The 18,289-nt window shown below is 61.1% G+C and carries 18 protein-coding genes; 14 read left to right on the top strand and 4 right to left on the bottom strand.

Annotation, left to right across the window (positions count from 1 at the left end):
- Positions 1-15: 15 nt before the first annotated feature.
- Positions 16-522, bottom strand: coding sequence for a DUF1993 domain-containing protein (locus ACQ4W7_RS09525; RefSeq protein WP_071322895.1), 507 nt, complete (start codon positions 520-522; stop codon positions 16-18).
- Between the two features lie 261 nt (positions 523-783).
- Here ACQ4W7_RS09525 and ACQ4W7_RS09520 point away from each other — a divergent pair, with 261 nt between their 5' ends.
- Positions 784-3,909: an EAL domain-containing protein gene (locus ACQ4W7_RS09520; RefSeq protein ID WP_426070496.1), complete on the top strand. Its 3,126-nt coding sequence runs from the start codon at positions 784-786 to the stop codon at positions 3,907-3,909.
- Positions 3,910-3,918: 9 nt separating this feature from the next.
- Positions 3,919-6,192 carry a xanthine dehydrogenase family protein molybdopterin-binding subunit gene (locus ACQ4W7_RS09515; RefSeq protein WP_436530039.1) on the top strand — a complete coding sequence of 758 codons (2,274 nt, stop codon included), beginning with the start codon at positions 3,919-3,921 and terminating at the stop codon, positions 6,190-6,192.
- 131 nt (positions 6,193-6,323) lie between these two features.
- Here ACQ4W7_RS09515 and ACQ4W7_RS09510 read toward each other — a convergent pair whose 3' ends face one another.
- Positions 6,324-6,752, bottom strand: a complete 429-nt coding sequence (locus ACQ4W7_RS09510; RefSeq protein ID WP_426070494.1) for a thioredoxin family protein — start codon at positions 6,750-6,752, stop codon at positions 6,324-6,326.
- A 278-nt stretch (positions 6,753-7,030) separates the two neighbouring features.
- Between ACQ4W7_RS09510 and ACQ4W7_RS09505 the strand changes: the two genes are divergently transcribed.
- Positions 7,031-7,948, top strand: a complete 918-nt coding sequence (locus ACQ4W7_RS09505; RefSeq protein WP_101481977.1) for a 23S rRNA (adenine(2030)-N(6))-methyltransferase RlmJ — start codon at positions 7,031-7,033, stop codon at positions 7,946-7,948.
- 181 nt (positions 7,949-8,129) lie between these two features.
- On the opposite strand, the gene ACQ4W7_RS09500 is transcribed toward ACQ4W7_RS09505, so the two are convergent.
- Both ACQ4W7_RS09500 and ACQ4W7_RS09495 read right to left on the bottom strand, forming a co-directional pair.
- Positions 8,130-8,879: an SAM-dependent methyltransferase gene (locus tag ACQ4W7_RS09500; protein ID WP_436530036.1), complete on the bottom strand. Its 750-nt coding sequence runs from the start codon at positions 8,877-8,879 to the stop codon at positions 8,130-8,132.
- An 18-nt stretch (positions 8,880-8,897) separates the two neighbouring features.
- Positions 8,898-9,506 (bottom strand): Maf-like protein, encoded by a 609-nt coding sequence (locus ACQ4W7_RS09495; protein WP_426070491.1) that lies wholly within the window; start codon positions 9,504-9,506, stop codon positions 8,898-8,900.
- A 246-nt stretch (positions 9,507-9,752) separates the two neighbouring features.
- Between ACQ4W7_RS09495 and ACQ4W7_RS09490 the strand changes: the two genes are divergently transcribed.
- From ACQ4W7_RS09490 to ACQ4W7_RS09440, 11 genes are all read left to right on the top strand, one after another.
- Positions 9,753-10,250: a YceD family protein gene (locus ACQ4W7_RS09490; protein WP_436530297.1), complete on the top strand. Its 498-nt coding sequence runs from the start codon at positions 9,753-9,755 to the stop codon at positions 10,248-10,250.
- 200 nt (positions 10,251-10,450) lie between these two features.
- Positions 10,451-10,633, top strand: coding sequence for a 50S ribosomal protein L32 (rpmF, locus tag ACQ4W7_RS09485; RefSeq protein ID WP_010399517.1), 183 nt, complete (start codon positions 10,451-10,453; stop codon positions 10,631-10,633).
- A 210-nt stretch (positions 10,634-10,843) separates the two neighbouring features.
- Complete coding sequence (gene plsX, locus ACQ4W7_RS09480) at positions 10,844-11,911, top strand: phosphate acyltransferase PlsX (protein WP_436530034.1); 1,068 nt, start codon at positions 10,844-10,846, stop codon at positions 11,909-11,911.
- A gap of 15 nt (positions 11,912-11,926) precedes the next feature.
- Positions 11,927-12,925: a beta-ketoacyl-ACP synthase III gene (locus ACQ4W7_RS09475; protein ID WP_436530032.1), complete on the top strand. Its 999-nt coding sequence runs from the start codon at positions 11,927-11,929 to the stop codon at positions 12,923-12,925.
- A gap of 31 nt (positions 12,926-12,956) precedes the next feature.
- Positions 12,957-13,898 (top strand): ACP S-malonyltransferase, encoded by a 942-nt coding sequence (gene fabD, locus ACQ4W7_RS09470; RefSeq protein WP_426070488.1) that lies wholly within the window; start codon positions 12,957-12,959, stop codon positions 13,896-13,898.
- A 49-nt stretch (positions 13,899-13,947) separates the two neighbouring features.
- Positions 13,948-14,691 (top strand): 3-oxoacyl-ACP reductase FabG, encoded by a 744-nt coding sequence (gene fabG, locus ACQ4W7_RS09465; protein WP_426055377.1) that lies wholly within the window; start codon positions 13,948-13,950, stop codon positions 14,689-14,691.
- A 178-nt stretch (positions 14,692-14,869) separates the two neighbouring features.
- Entirely contained in the window at positions 14,870-15,109 is a 240-nt protein-coding gene (gene acpP, locus ACQ4W7_RS09460; protein WP_008449912.1) for an acyl carrier protein, read from the top strand.
- A 29-nt stretch (positions 15,110-15,138) separates the two neighbouring features.
- A complete protein-coding gene (fabF, locus tag ACQ4W7_RS09455) occupies positions 15,139-16,389 on the top strand; it encodes a beta-ketoacyl-ACP synthase II (protein WP_426070487.1) in 1,251 nt (416 codons plus the stop codon).
- A 131-nt stretch (positions 16,390-16,520) separates the two neighbouring features.
- Positions 16,521-17,033, top strand: coding sequence for a hypothetical protein (locus ACQ4W7_RS09450; RefSeq protein WP_426070486.1), 513 nt, complete (start codon positions 16,521-16,523; stop codon positions 17,031-17,033).
- A 66-nt stretch (positions 17,034-17,099) separates the two neighbouring features.
- The gene (gene rpoE, locus ACQ4W7_RS09445) at positions 17,100-17,723 is read left to right on the top strand and encodes an RNA polymerase sigma factor RpoE (RefSeq protein WP_426070485.1); all 624 of its coding nucleotides are present in this window, start codon (positions 17,100-17,102) and stop codon (positions 17,721-17,723) included.
- 72 nt (positions 17,724-17,795) lie between these two features.
- Positions 17,796-18,131: a sigma-E factor negative regulatory protein gene (locus tag ACQ4W7_RS09440; protein WP_426070484.1), complete on the top strand. Its 336-nt coding sequence runs from the start codon at positions 17,796-17,798 to the stop codon at positions 18,129-18,131.
- Positions 18,132-18,289 lie beyond the last annotated feature (158 nt).

Genomic DNA, 18,289 nt, shown 5'->3' with positions numbered 1-18,289 from the left:
CGACGCTGATTTGTATCAGAAACTGCCGATGAAGTCTTTCTTGCCGACTTCGATGCCGTTATGGCGCAAGATGTCGTACGCCGTCGTCGCGTGGAAGAAGAAGTGCGGCAGCGCGTAGTGGAACAGATACGTCTGGCCCGTGAAGTGCTTGGTCTTTTCGCCGCTGCCGGTGGTGATGGCGCGCGTTTCGCTGCCGTCGATGTCCGCTTGCGGCAGGCTTTCCAGGAAGGCGATGGTTTTCACGATGCGCGCTTTCAGCTCTGCAAAGCTCTGTTCGCTGTCTTCATACGGCGGCACGGCCACGCCGGCCAGGCGCGCGCCGCAGCCTTTGGCGAAGTCGGTGGCGATCTGGATCTGGCGCACGAACGGCAGCATGTCCGGGAACAGACGGAATTGCAGCAGGGCGTTCGGGTCGATTTTCTTGTCTTGCGCATGCGTTTCCGCCTTGTCCAGGATGGCGGCCAGGCTGCCCAGGATTTGTTTGAAGACGGGGATGGAAGCGGAGTAGATGGAGAAGGTCATGGTGATTCCTCTAGGTAAAGTGGCGCGATGATAGCAAGCTGCGCGCTTTTCTGCTGGCGCTCGCCGGCCGCGCCAGCGCGCGTGTGGTTTTTCAACCCTGTCTATATGGCATGACGTCGCCGTTGTCGCGTGTTTATTGGTGACTTTTCCCGCTTTTTCCATGCATAATTGCCCCTGATAAAGTTTCTTCCTGCCTGACCACCCGAATTCCCCTGTAAAGTTCAATGATCGCCCGCCTGATCCCTGTCGCCCTGTTGCCGCATGTTTAATTCACCCTATCAGCGCCTGCGCGCCAGCCTGCGTGTGCTGTACGGCTCGTCCATCTATGGCGCCTTGCTGCTGGTGGTGTTTGGCGGCCTGGTCGTTCCCGCCATTTTCGGCAGCTATCTGCTGGTCGGCGTGCATGAACGCCAGTCGGCGCGCACCAGTCTGAACGAGGCCTTGCAGCGCAATGCCGACATCCTCGCACTGGGCATGCAGGAATCGCTGTGGAACATGAATGCGGAATCGGCCCATTCGCTGGTCGAGTCGGTGATGCGCGACCGCGCCGTGCTGCTGGTGAAGGTGCTGGGGCAGGGCGACACGGAATTCATCAGCCTGCAGGCGCCGCAGCGGCCCGTGGGCAATCTGTACCGCGCCGAGCGCGACATCCTCGTGCGCGGCGAACGCATCGGCCATGTCGTCGTCGAGATGGACGATGCGCGCAGCCAGCAGGAGCTGCGCGAAAAGCAGATATCCTATATTTTTGTGCTGGGCGCGCAGCTGGCCGTGTCGATGGCGCTGATCGTGCTGTTCCTGAACCGCCGCCTGTTGAAACCGCTGCGCCGCCTGACGCGCTTTTCCGACCGCCTGTCGCACGGCGATTTTGACACGCCGCTGGCCTCGCACAGCAATGACGAGCTGGGGCGCCTGACGGCACAGCTCGAGCAAATGCGCGCAGCCATCCGCCAGTTGTTCCAGGATGTGGGCCAGCGCGAAGAGCGTTTCCGCACCATCGTCACGCAGGTGCCGGGCGCCGTCTTCCGCTATCGGCCCGACGGTCCCATCGATTTCGTCAGCGATGCCATCGAGGACATCGCCGGCTATTCGGCGCGCCAGTTCATGCGTGGCACCTCGCACGCCTGGGCCGACTTGATCTGCCCGGAAGACCGTCGCGAGCATCGCCGCGCCGTGCGCCAGGCGGTGCTTGAGATGCTGCCGTATGCGCTGGAATACCGCATCGTCGACGCTGTCGGCATTGAGCGCTGGGTGGCCGAGAATGGTCAGCCGCAGGTGGGCGAGCAGGGCGTCATCTGGGTTGACGGCATCATTGCCGACATCAGCCAGCGCAAGCACCACGAGATGCGCATCGAGGCGTTGCTGACGGAGCAAAGCGCCATCCTCGACAACGTGATGTTCGGCGTGATGTTCGTGCGTCACCGGCGCATCATTTCCGTGAATCGCCGCTGCGAGGAACTGTTTGGCTACGGGCATGCCGAAATGACGGGCAGTTCCACCGCCATCGTGTTCATGACGTCGTATGACTTCGAAGAGGCGGGCGAGCGCCAGTATCCGGCGCTGGCGGCCGGCGGTGATTTCAGCGAGGAGCGCCAGTACAAGCGCCGCGACGGCAGCCTGTTCTGGGCGCTGGTCAGCGGCTGCGCGCTCGATCCGCTGCGCCCCAACGAAGGCAGCATCTGGGTGTATGCCGATATCACTGCGCGCAAGGAAGCGGAAGAAAAGCTGCGCCTGTCGGCCACCGTGCTGGAATACATCGCCGACGGCGTGATGGTGGTCGATGCCAGCGGCATCATCGTCACCGTCAATCCCGCCTTTACGCAGATCACGGGCTACAGCGAAGCGGAGGCGCTGGGTCGGCATTCGTCGCTGAACCGCTCGGCGCGCCACGACGCGGCGTTTTACGAAGCCATGTGGCACGAGCTGAAGGCCAGCGGTTTCTGGCGCGGCGAAATCTGGCACCAGCGCAAGAACGGTGAGGTTTACCTGGAGTGGCTGACCATCAGCGCCGTGCGCGACGCGCGTGCCGACACCACGCATTACGTGGGCGTGTTCAGCGATATCACGTTGATCAAGCAGTCGCAGGAAAAGCTCGACCACATGGCGCACCACGACCCGCTGACGGCGCTGCCGAACCGCCTGCTGTTCCACGACCGCCTGCAGCACGCCCTGCTGCGCGCCGCGCGCGAGCAGGAGCAGTTGGCCGTGCTGTTCATCGACCTGGACCGTTTCAAGAACGTCAACGACACCCTGGGCCACCATGTGGGCGACGAATTGCTGCAAAAGGTGGCCGGCCAGCTGGCGGCCCGCTTGCGCGAAGGCGACACGCTGGCGCGCCTGGGCGGCGACGAGTTCATCGTGCTGCTCGAGCGCGTCGATGGTGAATACGGCGCCACGCACGTGGCGGAAAAACTGATGACCATGTTCGACCAGCCGTTCACGGTGGCCGACCATGAGTTGTTCGTCACCTGCAGCGTGGGTATCAGCCTGTATCCGGACGATGCGCTGGACTTGAACATGTTGATCCGCAATGCCGACGTGGCCATGTACCAGGCCAAGGCGCGCGGGCGCAATGGCTACCGCTTCTATGCGCCGTCGATGACGGGCGAGGGCGTCGAGCGCCTGCGCCTGGAAACCTTTTTGCGCCGTTCGATCGAAAAAAACGAGATGTTCCTCAATTACCAGCCGCAGGTGGAAATCGACACGGGCCGCCTGGTCGGCGTCGAGGCGCTGGTGCGCTGGAACCACCCGGAATTGGGCCTGGTGCCGCCGGTGCGCTTCATCCCGCTGGCCGAGGACAGCGGTTTCATCAACCAGCTGGGCAAATGGGTGCTCGATGAAGCCTGCCGCCAGATGATGCGCTGGCAGGCGCAGGGCTTGCACGTGCCGAAAATGGCCGTCAACCTGTCGGTGAAACAGTTCGAGCGGGGCAGCATCGCCGGCATGGTGGCCGATATTTTGCAGGAAACGGGGCTCGAGCCGCAGCGCCTGCAGCTGGAAGTGACGGAGTCGGTGATCATGAACACGGGCGACGCGCTCGGTTTCATCAACGATTTGCATGCCATCGGCGTGGGCCTGGCCATCGATGATTTCGGCACCGGCTATTCCTCGCTCGCGTATTTGAAACAGCTGCCCGTGCAGACGCTGAAGATCGACCGCTCCTTCATCAAGGATATCTCGACGGACGTGAACGACGAAGCGATTGCGATTGCCATCATTCAGCTGGGCAAGAGCATGCACTTGTCAGTGATTGCCGAAGGCGTGGAGACGGAAGAGCAGGCCGCCTTCCTGCTGCGCCATGGCTGCAAGCTGGCGCAAGGTTATTTTTATAGCCGCCCGGTGCTGGCACAGGATATGCTGGAGCGCTGGATCGATCACTCACCACTATAAAGGATAGTCATGGCCGTACAATCTTCCCCGTCGCGCCGCCGCTTCCTGCTCGGCGGCCTGGGTCTCGGCGTGGCCGGCGTGGGCGCCCTGGTGCTGGGCTGGGGCGTGCTGCCGCCGCGCCAGCGCCTGCAGGGCAGCGCGCCGCTGCCGCTCCAGGATGGCGCCGTGGCGCTGAACGGCTGGCTGGCCATAGGCACAGATGGCATGGTGATCCTGGCCATGCCGCGCAGCGAGATGGGGCAGGGCGTGCACACGGCCTTGCCCATGCTGGTGGCCGAGGAACTCGACGTGCCGTTGACCAGCGTCAAGCTGATCCAGGCGCCCATGGATAAGATCTTCGGCAATGTGGCCATGCTCAAGGATGGCCTGCCGTTCCACCCCGACGACCAGGGTCGCATGAAGGCGCTGGCCCAGTGGGCGGTGGCCAAGGCGGCGCGCGAACTGGGCGTGATCGTCACGGGCGGTTCGTCGAGCGTGAAGGATGGCTGGGGCCCCATGCGCGAGGCGGGGGCGTCGGCGCGCGCGATGTTGCTGGGTGCCGCCGCCGCGCAGTGGCAAGTGCCGGTTGCGCAATGCCGCACGCAGGATGGCGCAGTGATCCACCCCGATGGCCGGCGCGCCAGCTACGCCAGCCTGGCGCAGCGCGCCGCCGGTGTCGACCCGGGCACGCCCGTGCTGAAACTGCCCCAGGATTTCAAACTGATCGGCCAGCCGGCGCCGCGCCGCGACACGCCGTCCAAAGTGAATGGCAGTGCGCGGTTCGGTATCGATGCGCGTCCCCCGGGCATGCTGTACGCGGCCCTGCATTTGCCGCCGCGCCTGGGCGATATCCTGGCCGCGTTCGATGCGGCACCCATCCTGGCCATGCCTGGCGTGACGAAAGTGCTGGACCTGACGCCGCACCTGGCGCAGCGCAGCGTCTCTTGTGTCGCCGTGGTGGCCGACACATGGTGGCGCGCCAAACAAGCGGCCGCCGCCTTGCCGACGCAGTGGAAGGCTGGCCCGCAGGCGAATTTGTCCAGCGCCGGCGTGTATGCGGAGTTTGCCCGCCTGTTGGATAGCGAAGCGGGCCATGTCTACCACGCCAGCGGCGAGGTCGAGGGCAAGGTTGCGCAGGGTTTGCGGCAGGTTACGGCCGAGTACCGCGCGCCGTTCCTGGCGCATGCCGCCATGGAACCCATCAACTGCACCGCGCAGGTAAAAGATGGCAAGGTGATGCTGTGGGTCTCGACGCAGGCGCCCGGCATCGCCATCGATGTGGCGGCGAAGGTGGCCGGCGTCGATGCAAAGGACGTGGCCATCGAGGTGCTGCTCCTCGGCGGTGGTTTCGGCCGCCGCCTGGAAGTGGATATGGTGGCGCAAGCCGTGGCCATCGCGCTGCAGTGCGATGGTGCGCCGGTGCAGCTGGTGTGGACGCGCGAGCAGGACACAAAGCATGATATGTACCGTCCCGCCGCGCTGGCGCGTTTTACGGCACGCCTCGATGAGCACGGCCGCATCGCTTCCTGGGACAATCGCTCCGTCAGCGGCTCCATCACGCACCAGTTTCTGCAACGCAATTTCGGCTTGCCCGGCGCGGGGCCGGACAAGACCACGGCCGAAGGAGAATTCGACATGCCGTATGAAATCGCCAACCAGCGCATCGCCCACGTCATCGCCGACAGCCCCGTGCCGATCGGCTACTGGCGTTCCGTAGGGCATTCGCACAACGCATTCTTCAAGGAAAGTTTTATCGATGAGCTGGCTCACGCGGCGGGGCAGGACGGCATCGCCTTCCGCCGCGCCATGTTGGTCAGGCATCCGCGTCACCTGGCAGTGCTCGATGCGGCGGTGGCCAAGGCGGGTACTCCTCCGCCCGGCCATGCGCATGGCGTGGCCCTGCACCAGTCGTTTGGCAGCATCGTTGCGCAAGTGGCGCAAGTGTCCGTGGAAAATGGCGAGATCCGTGTGCAGCGCGTGGTGTGCGCCATCGATTGCGGCATCGCCGTCAATCCGAACATCATCGCCCAGCAGATGGAGTCGGCCGTGCTGTTTGGCCTGTCGGCGGCGCTGGGCGGCGAGATCACCTTCAAGGAGGGCAAAGTCGAGCAGAGCAATTTCCACGACTATCCCGTGCTGCGCATGGGGCAAACGCCCGAGGTGGAAACCATCATCATCGCCAGCGCCGAGCATCCGGAAGGCGTGGGCGAGCCCGGTACGCCGCCCATCGCGCCGGCCGTGGCCAACGCCGTATTCAGTTTGACGGGGAAACGGCTGCGTAGCCTGCCGCTGCGCCTGGGGTAAGGTTTATTAAGAACCCCTAACAAAACCGTAGCGAGCGGCAGTGAGTTGTGGCTGAGAAGCGGAGCTGTGCGGATGCACAGTGAGCATCGGAGGCCGCAAATCGCGACGCGCAGTAGGTTTTGTCGGGTGTTCTAGGCCAGGGTGGCGGCCAGTAAGTGACGCAGATTGCAATCGCGCTGCCAGTCGCGCCGCTCCTGCGTGCTGCCGGCCAGCGTCGCCAGTTCATCCCCGCTGAGGGCTTGTTGCGCCTGCACCATGCGGTGCGCCAGGCCGCCGTCGGGCAGCACGGTGCCGAAGAAGGCGACATGGTCCTCATGCTGGATCAGCAGGGTGGGGAAGTTGTCGATGTCGAGGTCGCCCACCACGTCGGCCTGGTCTTCGATGTCGATCCAGACGAACACGGCATCCGGATGGCGCGCTGCCAGTTCCTCGAACGTGGCGCGGTAGCTGCCACAGGTGCCGCACCACAGCGCGCACAGGCAAGCCACCGTCCAGCGCGGGCCGGCCAGGGCTGCCGCGACGTCGGCGCGGTTATCGGTCGTGAGGGTCAGGCTGTGCATGGCTGTATATATGAGTAGGCGGATGGGCGCGGGGTGCCCGATGCGCGTATTCTACCTTGCCCGGCCCCCTCAGTCCTGAGAATGCATGAGCTTGTTTAGCTGTGTTTTTTGATGTAATGCACCTTTCTGGTGGATAATGCTGCTTATTGCGCGCTGATTACGCTGGTCCATGCTGTTTCCTGGCCCCGCAGCCTGACTCCTCCAGTCTGTTTTCATGCCCTGCCCGGTGTCAGCGCAGCCCCGCCTTTGTTTATTTTTATTATGGAATTAGCCAGCTTATGTTGAGTTACCGCCACGCCTTTCACGCGGGTAATCACGCCGATGTGTTGAAGCATTATGTGCAGATTCAGTTGTTGCAATATCTGAATCAAAAAGATACCGCCTATAGTTATATCGATACCCACTCCGGCGCGGGCGTGTATGCGCTCGACGGTGGTTATGCCTCGAAAAATGCCGAGTACGAAACGGGCATCGCGCCTCTGTGGGACCGCACGGACTTGCCGGCCTCGCTGGCCGAGTACATGAAGCTGATCAAGGAAATGAATCCGAGCGGCAAGATGCGCTACTACCCGGGGTCGCCGTACTGCGCCGACAAGGTCAGCCGCGAGCAAGACCGTCTGCGCTTGTTCGAGCTGCATCCAGCAGATGCCAAGATTCTGGCAGACAACTTCCGCAAGGTCGAGGCGCATGCGCTGGCCCAGGGCGAGCGTCCGACCGTGCGCGGCAAGCGCGTGCTCATCACCAAGGCCGACGGCTTCCAGAGCCTGAAAGCCCTGCTGCCGCCGCCATCGCGCCGCGCGCTGGTGCTGATCGACCCGCCGTATGAAGACAAGATGGATTACCGCAAGGTCAAGGACACCCTGGCCGACGCCCTCGTGCGCTTCCCTTCAGGCATCTATGCCGTCTGGTACCCGGTGCTGCAGCGCATGGAATCGCGCCAGTTTGCCGACAAGCTGAAGCAATTGCCCAGCTCGGACTGGCTGCACGTGACCCTGACGGTCAATACGCCGTCGCCGGACGGCTTCGGTTTGCACAGCAGCGGCATGTTCATTTTGAACCCGCCGTACACGCTGGAGCCGATGTTGCGCGAAGTCATGCCTTACCTGGTCAAGGTGCTGGGCCGCGACGATGGCGCGAAGTTTGTGCTGGAAACGGGCAAGGGCGGTCAGAAAAATACGGGTACCCGCCGAGTCTGAGGATACCTGACCAAACCTACTGCGCGTCGGTATAGGCGGCCTGCGATGCTCACCGTACTAAAGTACGGTTGCGCTTCTTAGCCACCTCTCCCTTCCGCTCGCTACGGTTTTGTCAGGTGTCGTAACTATCGTAGTTGAGCAAAGTAAACGCCACGGCAAATATGTTCGTGGCGTTTGTCGTTTACTGTCCCAACAACAAGAACACTGTCGGCTTCTTGTGGAAGTCGGGCGCGTTGCCTGCCGCCAATTGTTTCTTCCACTGCCCGCCATTCCACGTTTGCACGCTTTCCGTGTCCAGGCTGAGGTCGGTGGCGACGCAGATTAACGTGGAAGGTGCGCATTGCGCCACCAGCGCTTCGAGCATGGCGGCGTTGCGGTAGGGCGTTTCGATGAACAACTGGGTCTGCTTTTCAGTGCGCGAACGCACTTCCAGTTCCTTGATGCGCTTGGCGCGCAGGGCTGCATCCGTGGGCAGGTAGCCGTTGAAGGCGAAGCTCTGGCCGTTCAAGCCGCTGGCCATCACGGCCAGCAGGATCGACGACGGGCCCACCAGCGGGCGCACTTTAATGCCGTGCTGATGCGCCAGGCGCACCAGGTCGGCACCGGGGTCGGCCACGGCGGGCACGCCCGCTTCCGAGACGAGACCCGCATCGCGTCCCGCCAGCAAGGGTGCCAGCAAGCCGGCCAGCGCTTGCGCCGGGGTATTCACGTTCAGTTCGGAAATGGTGATTTCCTGCAACGGCTTGGCCAGCGGATGCTGGTTGCCGATCAATTTCAGGAAGGCACGCGCCGTCTTGGCGTTTTCTGCGACGAAATAATCGAGCTGCGAGGTGATCTGCCGCACTTGGCTTGGAATGATGTGGGACAGCGGGTCGATTGCGCCTTCGGACAGGCCAAGGTGGTTGGGGATCAGGTACAGGGTGCCGGTCATATTCTTCTTGTGGATAAATTAAATGGTGAAAAATGCCACGCCCGCCTTGCGCAGCATGCCCGTCAGGGCGATCAGCGGCAAGCCGGTGAGGGCGGTGGGGTCAACGCTGTCGATGCGTTCGAGCAGGGCGATGCCCAGGCCTTCGTTCTTGGCGCTGCCGGCGCAATCGTACGGTTGCTCGATGCGCAGGTAGGCATCCAGTTCGGCATCGGGCAAGTCGCGCACGGTGACGAGGGTCTGGATATCTTCCACTTGCGCCACGGCGGGCGAGTGGCGCCCGTCGAGCAGGCACAGGGCCGTATGGAACACGCTCTGGCGCCCGCGCATGGTTTGCAGTTGCAGCAGGGCGTTGGTGTGGTTGCCCGGCTTGCCGATCTGCGCGCCATCCAGGGTGGCGACCTGGTCGGAGCCGATGACGAGGCTGCCAGGGTAGCGGTCGAGCACCGCCTGCGCCTTGGCCTGGGCCAGGCGCATGGCCGTGGCGCTGGGGCTTTCGCCTGGCAGGGGGCTTTCGTCGAGATCGGGCACGGCCACCTCGAAAGGCAGACGCAGGCGTTCCAGCAGTTCCTTGCGGTAGCTTGAGCTCGATGCAAGAATCAAGCGCAATGGGGCGGAAGTTGGTATCATACGGTAATGGATAGCGGCCGGCATGGCCGCGCTGGTCGATGTCAGGGGAATTTTACGCAAATTCCAGGGCGCAGAGCCCATAACTGAGGCCCCATGCGGCATGACGGTGTTGATGAGTTTGTCACTGAGTTTGTCACTGAGTTTGTCACAAATACGGCAATCAAGTCGTCAAAAAGATGCTAAGGCTTTGACTCGGTGCTGAAAACCCTGTTATTATCGCAGGTTTTCCGGGGAAATTTTCTACCAATGAATGCTTTTGTGATCGACGCCTTTGATTTTTGTCGTATCAGCGGGAGCCGCGAGGGTGTAACTCCTGTCGCTGAAATGACCCGGTTGACCAAGGATTGTGCAGATGCTTCCGGCGACATCGCCTGGAAGATCGTCGGCGGCACCAGCAAGCTGGGCTACCCACAACTGACCTTGTCGGTCAACGGCACCGTTCAGCTGGTTTGCCAGCGCTGCCTGACCCCGTATGCTTACGCAATTGATTCGACGACTACTCTGATGCTGGGCAAGGATGACGAGCAGGCGGACGAGATCGAAGAAATCATCAGCGATGAGACGATCGATGTGATCGTCGGCAGCCGCAGCATGGATGCCGCGGCCCTGATCGAAGATGAAGCCTTGCTGGCCCTGCCGCAGGTACCCAAACATGACGTCTGCCCCGATACGGCGCAGCTCGATGCTCTCAAGACTGAAAAGAAATCGCCGTTTGCGGCACTGAAAGACTTGAAGCAAGAATAAGTAGTAAGGGGTTTTCCCCAAGCAAGGAACGTGTCAAACGCGTGTAGTAATCGAGTATGGCAAGTGTAGTGAAATGTAGTGTAATAAACGATGTCGGTCCGGGCTATTTTCGGGTAGTCTTTGCCGCTGGGATACTCGATTCGCATGTATTTGCCAATCGATTGTGCTAAAATTTTAGAACTTATGTATTAGGAGTCATCATGGCAGTTCAACAGAACAAGAAAACCCCTTCCAAGCGCGGCATGCACCGTTCGCACGACTTCCTGGTCGCGCCGCAATTGAGCGTCGAGCCAGTTACCGGCGAAACACATCTGCGTCACCATATCAGCCCTAACGGCTTCTATCGTGGCCGCAAAGTGTTGAAGACCAAAAACGACGAGTAATCGACGTTTTTGTTGGGTAAGATGAAAGCGGTGTTGCGTGGTTATTCGGCGTGGCGCCGCTTCTTCTTTTTTATCGGCTGCAATTCATCTTGCATACCCGTCATTTTGAATCACGCTGTCCAGGTCTGTGCATGACATGCTGCGCCCTGCATATGCTCCAGTCCGATTCACATCTTGCCGCACGCCCGCAGCGGTATTGAATCAACACAAATGACAATCAAAATTTCTATCGACTGCATGGGCGGAGATCATGGTCCCTCAGTCACTATCCCCGCAGCAATTTCCTTCGTAAAACATGAGCCTGAAGCCGAACTGATCCTTGTTGGATTGGAAGACGTTATCCGTGCCGAACTGAAGAAACATAAAGCCGATACGCACCCGCGCCTGTCGGTATTGCATGCCTCCGAACAAGTTACCATGGACGACCCCTTGGAAGTGGCCCTGCGCCGCAAGAAGGATTCCTCCATGCGCGTGGCCATCGAACAGGTGAAGAGCGGCGCTGCGCAAGCTTCCGTTTCTGCCGGCAATACGGCAGCCCTGATGGCCGTGTCGCGCTATGTATTGAAAACCATGTCCGGCGTCGATCGCCCGGCCATTTGCAGCATCTTGCCGAATCAAAAGAACGGCCCGACCTACATGCTGGACCTGGGTGCCAACGTCGATTGCGAACCGCATCACTTGCACCAGTTCGCCATCATGGGCTCCGTGCTCGTTTCCGCCATGGAAGGCATCGAACGCCCGACGATCGGCTTGCTGAACGTGGGTACGGAAGATATCAAGGGCAATGAAGTGGTGAAACTCACCTCGAAGCTGCTGCAGGCTGACCACGAGCGTGGCGCGCTGAACTTCTACGGCAACGTGGAAGGCAACGATATCTTCAAGGGCACCACCGATATTGTCGTTTGCGACGGCTTTGTCGGCAATGTCACCCTGAAGGCCATCGAAGGCCTGGCGCGCCTCATGAAGGACGTGCTCACGTCCGAATTCAAGCGCAATCCGATCACCATGCTGGGCGCGCTGATCGCCCGCGGGGCCCTGAAAGCCATCGGCAACCGTTTGAATCCTTCGCGTTATAACGGCGCCAGCCTGTTGGGCTTGCGTGGCCTCGTCTTCAAGAGCCATGGCAGCGCCGATGCCTATTCGTTTGAATGGGCCTTGCGCCGCGCCTTTGATGCGGCAAAAAATGACGTGCAAGCGCACTTGGCCAGCCTGATCGCCGAGCTGATGCCGCGCACGCCAGTACCGGACGAACCTACATCAACAAGCTCTACCATTTAGTGGACGGGTACTTGCATGACTGTTTTTAGCAAAACTTACAGCAAAATCATCGGCACTGGCAGCTATTTGCCCGAGAGGCGCGTCACCAACCAGGACTTGACTGAACAGCTCGCCGCCAAGGGCATCGAGACGTCGGATGAATGGATCGTCTCGCGCAGCGGCATTTCGGCGCGCCATTACGCGGCGCCGTCGCAAAACTCCTCGGACCTGGGCGTGGAAGCGGCCAAAAAAGCCCTGGAAATGGCGGGCCTGAAAGGCAACGACCTGGACCTGATCATCGTCGCCAGCTCGACCCCCGATTTCTTTGGCAGCTTTCCCAGCACCGCCTGCATCGTGCAGAGCAAGCTGGGCATCACGAATAACTGCGCCGCCGTCGATGTGCAAGCCGTCTGCAGCGGCTTCGTGTATGCAGTCGCCACGGCCGATAGTTTTATTCAATCAGGCATGCACAAGAATGTGCTGGTGATCGGCGCCGAAGTGTTTTCGCGCATCCTCAATTTCGATGACCGCGGCACCTGCGTGCTGTTCGGTGACGGCGCCGGCGCCGTCGTCATGACGGCCTCCAAGGAGCCAGGCATCCTGGCTACCAAGCTGCACGCGGACGGCCGCCACTCGAACATCCTCAGCGTGCCGGGCAGCGTGGCTGGCGGCGCGCTGGCAGGTAGCGCCTTCCTGTACATGGATGGCCCGGCCGTGTTCAAGCTGGCCGTGTCCGTGCTGGAAAAAGTCGCGCACGAAGCATTGGCGCACGCCAACATGACGGCGGACCAGATCGACTGGCTGATCCCGCACCAGGCGAATATCCGCATCATGAATAGCACGGCCAAGAAACTCGGCTTGCCGCTGAACAAGATGGTCGTCACCGTCGACCAGCATGGCAACACCTCGGCGGCTTCGATCCCGCTGGCGCTGGACATCGCCGTGCGCGACGGCCGCGTCAAAAAGGGCGATAACGTCATGATGGAAGGCGTGGGCGGCGGCTTTACCTGGGGCGCCGTGCTGGCGCGCATGTAATCCCGCAACACTATTAAAAAACGGAGTCACCATGACACAATTTGCATTTGTTTTCCCAGGCCAAGGCTCGCAAGCGATTGCGATGCTCGACGGTTTCGCCGGCAACCCTGTGGTGGCCCAGACCGTGGCCGAAGCATCGGACGCCCTGCAATTCGACCTGGGCAAGCTGATCGCCGAAGGTCCGAAGGAAGAGCTGGACCTGACCACCAACACGCAACCGGTGATGCTGACGGCGGCCGTGGCCTTCTACCGCGCCTGGCTGGCAGCGGGCGGCCCCGTGCCGAACGTTGTGGCCGGCCATAGCCTCGGTGAATATTCGGCGCTGGTCGCCGCCGGCGTCATCTCCTTCAAAGATGCCGTGCCGCTCGTGCGTTTCCGCGCGCAAGCCATGCAGGAAGCCGTGCCCGTGGGGCAGGGCACGATGGCCGTCGTGCTGGGCCTGTCGGATGACGACGTGCGCGCCGCCTGTGCGGCAGCGGTGGCGGAAAACCCGGCCCTGGTGGTCGAACCTGTCAATTTCAATGCACCTGCGCAAGTGGTCATCGCCGGCCATACGGCGGCGGTCGAGCGCGCCTGCGAACTGGCCAAGGCCAAGGGCGCCAAGCGCGCCATGAAGCTGCCCGTGTCCGCGCCATTCCACTCATCGCTGCTGAAACCGGCTTCGGACCGTTTGCGCGACTACATGGCCGGCTTGAGCTTCTCGGCACCGCAAATCGCCCTGATCAACAACGTCGACGTGGCCATCGTCAACGATGTCGCCGGCATCAAGGAAGCGCTGGTGCGCCAGGCTGCCAGCCCCGTGCGCTGGGTGGAAACCATGCAAAAAGTGGCGGCCGACGGCATCACGCAAGTGATCGAATGCGGTCCGGGCAAGGTCCTGATGGGCCTGGCCAAGCGCATCGATCCGGTGCTGGTGGGCGACGCCATCGTCGACCAGGCCTCGCTGGAACGCATTTTGACGCAGCTCAAATAAACATCAGATCGCGGCAGCCTGCCTGCCGCGCTTGCTTTTAAGGATACTCATGAATTTAGCAAATCAAGTCGTGTTGGTCACGGGCGCCTCGCGCGGCATCGGCCGCGCCATCGCCACCGAACTGGGCAAGCAAGGCGCCACCGTGGTTGGCACCGCCACCTCGGAAAGCGGCGCGCAAGCCATCACCGATTACCTGGCCGCCGCAGGCGTGGCGGGCAAGGGCCTGGTCCTGAACGTGACCGATGCGGCGCGCTGCGCGGCCGTTGTCGATGAAGTACAGAAAACCTACGGCAGCCTGTCGATCCTGGTCAACAATGCGGGCATCACGCAAGACCAGTTGGCCATGCGCATGAAGGATGAAGAGTGGGATAGCGTGATTTCCACCAACCTGTCGGCCGTCGGCCGCCTGTCGCGCGCTGTATTGCGCGGCATGATGAAAGCCAAAGCTGGGCGTATCATCAATATTACGTCAGTAGTGGCCTCATCGGGTAATCCGGGGCAAATGAATTACGCGGCGGCCAAGGCCGGCGTGGAAGGCATGAGCCGCGCCCTGGCGCGCGAAATCGGCAGCCGCAACATTACCGTGAACTGCATCGCTCCGGGTTTCATCGATACCGATATGACCAAGGCCCTGAGCGAAGAGCAGCACGCGGCCCTGTTGACGCAAATTCCCCTGTCCCGCCTGGGTAAACCGGAAGACGTGGCAGCGGCGGTGGCCTTTTTGGCCTCGCCGCAAGCGGCGTATATCACGGGCACGACCCTGCACGTGAACGGCGGAATGTACATGAATTGATGGGAAAGGTAGACGGGGCGGGCGTTTGTGGCATGATTCAACGGTCGTTTTTGTCTATAATCGCATCTTTTAGCAGCAGCTTCGGTCGAATTAGCAGCAGACACCGAAATTAGTATTCGGACGCGCAAACCTGATAAAATGCGCGCACTTTCCGTAACACACACTTTGGAGCCATAACATGTCGGATATCGAACAACGCGTTAAGAAAATCGTCGCTGAGCAACTGGGCGTTGCAGAAGCAGACATCAAAATCGAATCCTCCTTCGTCGACGATCTCGGCGCCGATTCCCTGGACACAGTGGAACTGGTCATGGCCCTGGAAGACGAATTCGAAATGGAAATCCCTGACGAACAAGCTGAAAAAATCACCACCGTGCAACAGGCAATCGACTACGCCACCGCACACGTCAAGGCCTAAGCCTGTCTGACCGACTTCAGGAGAATCGCTTGAGCCGTTCTAAAAACCGTCGTGTTGTTGTAACCGGCCTGGGCTGTGTTTCACCTGTCGGCAATACTATTGCCGAGGCGTGGGGCGCAATCGTTGAAGGTAAATCCGGCATTGCCACGATTACCAAGTTTGATGCATTGCCCTTCACCACGCATTTTGCCGGTGAAGTCAAAGGTTTCAATATCGAAGAGTACATCTCCGGTAAGGAAGCCCGCCACATGGATACCTTTATCCATTACGGCATGGCTGCAGGCATTCAGGCGATGCAGGACTCCGGTCTGGAAGTGACCGAGGAAAACGCCGAGCGCATCGGCGTGATCATCGGTTCCGGTATCGGTGGCTTGCCGCTGATCGAGGAAACCAAATCCGAGTACGAGAAGCGCGGTCCGCGCCGTATCTCGCCATTTTTCGTGCCTGCCTCGATCATTAACATGATTTCTGGCAATCTTTCGATCAAATATGGTCTGAAGGGCCCGAACCTGGCGATCGTGACGGCGTGTACCACCGGTTTGCACAGCATTGGCGCTGCCGCGCGCATGATCGAGTACGGCGATGCCGACGTCATGATTGCAGGCGGTGCTGAATCGACCGTGTCGCCGCTGGGCTTGGGCGGTTTCGCCTCGGCACGTGCCTTGTCGACCCGCAACGACGATCCGGCAACGGCATCGCGTCCGTGGGACACCGACCGCGACGGCTTCGTGCTGGGCGAGGGCGCTGGTGTCATGGTGCTGGAAGAGTACGAGCACGCGGTGGCCCGTGGTGCCAAGATTTATGCCGAAGTGCATGGTTTCGGGATGAGCGCAGATGCTTATCACATGACCTCGCCGCTGGAAGATGGTAGCGGCGGCAGCAAATCGGTGATCGCGGCCCTCAACAACGCAGGCTTGAACCCGGATCAGATTCAGTACCTGAACGCGCACGGCACGTCGACCCCGCAAGGCGACGTGGCGGAAGTGATGGGTATCAAACGCACCTTCGGCGAGCATGCCAAGCATCTGGTCGTCAACTCGACGAAGTCGATGACGGGCCATTTGCTGGGCGGCGCGGGCGGTCTGGAAGCGGTGTTTACGGTCTTGGCATTGCACCATCAGGTGTCGCCACCGACCATCAACATCTTCAACCAGGATCCGGCTTGCGATCTCGATTTCTGTGCCAACACGGCACGGGATATGAAGATCGATTATGCAGTGAAGAATTCGTTCGGCTTCGGCGGAACGAATGGCACGCTGATTTTCGGTAAAGCGAAATAAGTAGGAACTTTCAAGCGCTCGCTACGGTCAAAACGTAGTGAGCGCTGATTCGGCGCCAACGTTCGTTGGTGTCTGATTTTGCCCGGCATGGTGTCGGCGCGCCTGATGTTTTCCCTTTTTAAGTTGACAATATGTCGATTGCGGTAGCGGCTGTTATTCGCACGCCTGTCTGTTTGCGTCGGCTGCAAGCGGTGCTGGGGCTGTGCGCATTGCTGGCCGCCTGGCCCTTGAGCGGCGCGTGGCGCGTTGCGGCCCAGTCCGGCCCCGGCCCAGGTCAGCTGGTGGGCGGCTATGCGCTGGGCTGGCCCGGTGCGCTGCCGAGTGCGGCTGGCGGTGTGTTTTTGCTGGCTTTGCTGCGCAGGCGCAGAAAGGCGCAGACGCTTGATATTTCGCCGGTCGGCCAGTTGCGGCTGGCGGTATATCTGGAGCATGGCGGAGCGCCGTCCGGCTCAGGGGTCTTGGTGCCGTCTGTGCTGCGCCTGTTGCCGGGCTCGACCCTGTGGCCGTCGCTGCTGGTGCTGTGCCTGGCCGATGCCGCGGGGCGGCGCACGCAGTTGCTGGTGCAGCGTGGCAGCAGCTGCGTCGCCTTCCGCCCGCTGGCCGTGGCGTGCCGAGCCATCGCGGCGCGGAGTGGGGAGGAATAAAAGTGGGACGAACATTGAACTTCTTGCAGCGGGCCAACTCTATATCCATACAGGCGCCCACGCTGCATGACTACAGGGACATTGGGCGTGAGGACAGAGCGCGAGTATGATCAGTTACTGGTCGAGCGGGTGCAGGCTGGCGACAAACGGGCATTCGATGTGCTGGTATCGAAATATCAGCGCCGCTTGATGCGCCTGGTGTCGCGCCTTGTGCATGACCCGGCGGAGGCCGAAGATGTGGTACAAGAAACCTTTATCAAGGCATACCGGGCGCTGCGCCATTTTCGCGGCGATGCCGCTTTTTATACCTGGTTGTATCGCATCGGCATCAATACGGCCAAGAATTATCTCGTCACGCAGGGGCGGCGTGCCGCCACGTCCAGCGATGCCGACGCCGAGCAGGCGGAGTCCTTCGAGGATGGCACTAAATTGCGCGACAACAATACGCCCGAATCAGTGCTGGCCAGCAAGCAGATTGCGGCCACCGTCAATGCGGCCATGGAGGTGTTGCCCATCGAGTTGCGCACGGCCATCGTGCTGCGCGAGATCGAGGGCCTCAGCTATGAAGAGATATCGACAATCATGGCGTGTCCCATCGGTACCGTGCGCAGCCGTATTTTTCGCGCGCGCGAAGTGATTGCGGAGAAATTGAAACCGTTGTTGGACATGCCGATTGACAAGCGCTGGTAATCTGGGGAATATGAGGCTGGCGTGGCTGCGTCCGGTTTCCGCAACTATCCTCTTGAAATGGCAGGACCCATCATGGATACGCATACACGATTGCACGAGACGATTTCCGCCCTGGCCGATGGCGAGCTGGCGGCGAGCGAACTCGAACTGGCTTTTGCCGCCCTCGATACGCCATCGGGGCGGCAAGCCTGGGATGCCTATCGCCTGATTGGCGATGTGCTGCGCTCGGAGCAGTGCGGCCATGCCCTGAGCGCCCAATTCGACGCGCGCCTGGCCAGCCGGCTGGCTGCCGAGGCTGCGCCAGAGGGGGCGGCTGCCCATGTGGAGCCATTGCTGCCCCTGCCCGCGGCCATCGTGCCGCCGGGCGCGGCCGAGCCGCTGGAGGCAGGGCCGCTGGCGCAACGTTAGCACTGCGGCAGCTTATGCCAGGCTTAACTTCTTCCTGGCCCTCTTGACACTGGACTTCGGTACGATTGACACTGTGTGCAGGCAATATCTTGCTTTTGCGATATATTGTTGCTGCCATGCGTGCTGTCAGGTGTCTTTGCCCCTGGGATTCCGTCATG

It is taken from the genome of Janthinobacterium algoris, from assembly GCF_051380935.1.
In the GTDB taxonomy this organism is placed as follows: Bacteria; Pseudomonadota; Gammaproteobacteria; order Burkholderiales; family Burkholderiaceae_D; genus Janthinobacterium.
Note: the sequence above shows the minus strand (reverse complement) of the source record. Positions and strands in the feature narration are given on the sequence as shown.